This window comes from Palleronia sp. (assembly GCF_042089775.1).
Lineage (GTDB): Bacteria > Pseudomonadota > Alphaproteobacteria > Rhodobacterales > Rhodobacteraceae > Palleronia.
The window spans coordinates 1-3,355 of sequence record NZ_JBELKF010000197.1 but is presented as its reverse complement, the minus strand read 5'-3'; the positions used below and the strand labels follow the sequence as shown (position 1 = coordinate 3,355).

Below are 3,355 nucleotides of genomic sequence, written 5' to 3'. Positions count from 1 at the left end.
GTTCATGAGGCTCTGGCCTTAGTCAGGATAGTGTGCGTTGATCGGGCGACTCGGCAGAATTGGGTGTACTGCGGGTTTCCCTCGACTCCTTCGTCTTCCATAATCTCTGTGATCGACTGGGCGTTGCGGTGGATGCGCGCGATCTCTTCGAGTTGGCCCGCGTCTTCGATGTCCACGACAAGGTGCTCGCACGGTTCAGAAAGGTCGTCCTCTGCGTCACCACAGCTGAAGCAGCTCAGCGCATGCGGGCAAGGCTCCAGCGCCCAGTTAAGTCGGCAGATGCCGTGCGGCATCGGATTGTGGAACTTTGTGGCGGTCTCTAGATATTCGGCGGCCTCTTCGGGGCTGTCCTTGGCGATCCGTGCGTATGCTTCAGGGGCGTGACCGACGAGCAGGCCGTCGGCCATCGCGTCCTTAATGCGCTCGCCGCGGATCGCGCTGTTGGTCTGGTCGTAGACCGAATTCGAGGTTGTCGAAGACCGGTTGAACAGGGCCGCGATCTGAGTCTGGGATAAGCCACCGTTCTCGTAGGCGGTTTCGAGCCAATGGCGGAAGTCGTGGTTCGTGAACCGCGCCGGCTGCTCTGTCCGCGGATCAAGAATGCATAGCCGTGCACAAACAGCGTCTCCGGGTTTGCCCGTTCCGCGGTCGCGGGCATATCCGCTCAACCAGTGATTGAATTGTTGGATGGACACGGCTTTGACGCGTCCATCATTCAGGTTGTGGCTCGCGGAAAGCTGGTTTTTGAACAGTATGAACAGTGCCTCGTACATACTGAGGGCAGCGCCACCCGTCTCCCGATCGCGGAGAACATCAGGTGTGGCTCGAAAGTGCTCTTCAAGCGGCTTGTCGTACGCTGGCGGTACAAACGTGGCCTGGGTGATCTGCGCGACTCGCGCTTTCTCGATCAGCTTCGACAGTAGTCCTTTACGAGGTGAATTGTGCAGGTTTAGGCCGGTCAACGCCCGAAACGCGTCGACCGATGGAAACCGGCGATCGGTGTCGAACCCGCGGCGAGCCTCCGCGGTCCTGGCTCCGAGATACACTTCCCCGCGTTCTGCGGCTTTGATTTGTTTAACCATCCTCGCCACACTTGCCCGAGATACATTCAGCTCACGCGAAATGGCAGATAGATTGCCTTCATACCGCTCTAGAAGGTCCGCGATAGGAAACCACTGCGAGCGTTTGCCTCGCGAATAATATGCCCAACGCAGGTCGATCATCCGGTGCTCGGGGTCGGCGATCCAATCCGCCAGCCACAATCGCAGGAAATACTCAAGCACCGAATCAGGAGCACGAACGACAGATGACCAGTCGGTGGGCGCATTTTGAGCCAAGGCCTGTGCCCTATGGCGAGCTGGCTCCGTCACCGCACGGATGTGTTCCACGGCATTTACGACGATGTCGGCAAGTTCTGGCGGCACGGGGCGTGGCGCGGCTTTTCCATGTTTCGAAACGAAACTGCGCACTAGAAGCGTGCCCTCGTCTTGGATGAGGCAATCGACGGGAATCGCGAGGAGTTCACTTAGGCGAAAGCCGGTGGCGACGGAAATTGCAATCGCGGCGAGAAAGAAGCGGTCGCGATCGGACAGATCCGGGTCATGCCTGGCGGCGAGGAGATCGGCCACGACGGCGTCAGGAAGAAGCTTTCCGTAGCGGCTCTCGTCGGTCGCCTCTCGTCCATGCACTGCTGCCGGCCGCAGCGTTGATGTGTAATCGAGGTGCAGTCCGGTCTGCCGATTCAGCCATGTCGCGACGCGCTGAAGATCGGCGCACGCGCGCGCGGACGTTCCTTGCGCATAGCGATCCTTCAATAACCGTTCGACGGCGAGGAAGTCTTCCGTCTTGAGAGTGGAAAGAGGGCGCGAGCCAATTTGATTGCCCAAGTGGACGAATACGTTGAGCGCTGCACAGAGGGACGCTGGCCCGACCTGGCGCTCCACGATCTGCCAAAGGGAGTGAGCGCGGGCGACGGCTCGAAGCTCGCAATGCGCAACGCGGGTGAAATCGATCGTATACGTTTTTACGTCCGCGCGACGATGCAGCGGTGCAACATTCCAGGTGTCGGACTCCGGGTTAAGCCAATCTGGAGCGCTAGAGAAATAGCGCGGCAGCGCGTCGACGAGCGATGCAGAGCCCCCGGCGTCGCGAATAAGAACTCGCAGCGTGTCAATCGCAGTCATCCGAGGCCTCCTGATCGATGAGGTCTATGACCTCCTGCACGCCAGCAGCGATGCGATCGAAATCTTTAATGGCTTTGGAGCGGGAATTGCTTCTTTCGACGGCGCGCCAACGCGCGTACTCGGCCTCGACAAAGTCCAGCACCTTCTGGTGTTTGGCATTGCGGAACGCTAGGAAATGCGCGCAGGAGTAGCAGCTAAAGAGCGGATGGACGGGGCAGGTCCCGCCTTTGCCGCACGCGCCGACAGCAGCGGGCGCGCTCGGGTCAGGAACAACTATGCGGCGGTTGAGGGCTTCTTCGCGGTCGACAATCTTGCCCTTGAACCAGGCCTCACGCATCATTGAGAATCGGCCGCCAAGGTTGCGATCCGCTTTTTCGAATGTGGGAAGAAACTCGGCGCCGACAGCGTCGATGTAGTGCCGCGCGGATATTCCATTGGCATGCTCGAGAACATCTTGGATGAGTTCGAGCGGATAGCCTTGCATCGCCAGGTGCGTCGCGCCTGTGTGCCGGATTCGGCGCATATTGATGTGCAGAAGCTGTCCTGTGCGCGGGCTGATGATGCTTCGTTTCTTCACCCATTCTTGCGCCGCGTGTTTGGCCTGAGAGGCGTTTGGCGCGATAACGCGCAACGCAGCAGTGCCAAATGATCCAAAAGAGATAGGAAGCAGCAGGTCCTTAGAAACAGCCGCACCCTTGATCTCAGGACGGGAACGATAGGTGTCGATGTCATCGGCAAGATCGGCAGGTATTGGCAGCCAAGGCGCGCTAGCTCCTGTCTGTGCCTTGACCGTTGGAACACGGAGGTCGGCCGTTGTTCCAACGGTCGTCGAGATACGACGCAGCCCATCGGCGGCAATGGAAATTAACTGGGAGGGGCGGCGGAGAGTAGCGAGGCTAAGGCGAACAATGAGGCGCCCGAAATGCTCATACAGCCCTTCTGTTTCCGGCGGAGACAGGTGGGCGCGCAGTACTTCCAGCTCGGCGGATGTCATGGAGCCATCATGTGGATTCCATTCGAGTACCGATCGCTTCCAATTCAGTCGGCGTTTGGCGGTCCAGTCTTTCAGAAGGAGCGACATGGCGTAGGCCCCATGGGGATCGTACGCCTCGATGAGCTCGGGGAGCAGCCCGCGCAAATAGGGCCGCAGGTCGCTGTGAACCGCGTCCCAG

The 3,355-nt window shown here is 59.5% G+C and carries 2 protein-coding genes; both read right to left on the bottom strand.

The window, feature by feature from the left end:
• Nucleotides 1-2 precede the first annotated feature (2 nt).
• Nucleotides 3-2,183, bottom strand: a complete 2,181-nt coding sequence (locus ACFDS3_RS19850) for a hypothetical protein (protein ID WP_375264062.1) — start codon at nucleotides 2,181-2,183, stop codon at nucleotides 3-5.
• A partial coding sequence (locus ACFDS3_RS19845; protein ID WP_375264061.1) for a tyrosine-type recombinase/integrase occupies nucleotides 2,170-3,355 on the bottom strand: 1,186 nt, incomplete at its 5' end. The genes ACFDS3_RS19845 and ACFDS3_RS19850, both read right to left, overlap by 14 nt.

Excerpts from the sequence above, each read along its gene's own strand:
- ACFDS3_RS19850 (WP_375264062.1), bottom strand. The coding sequence starts at position 2,183 with ATGACTGCGATTGACACGCTGCGAGTTCTTATTCGCGACGCCGGGGGC.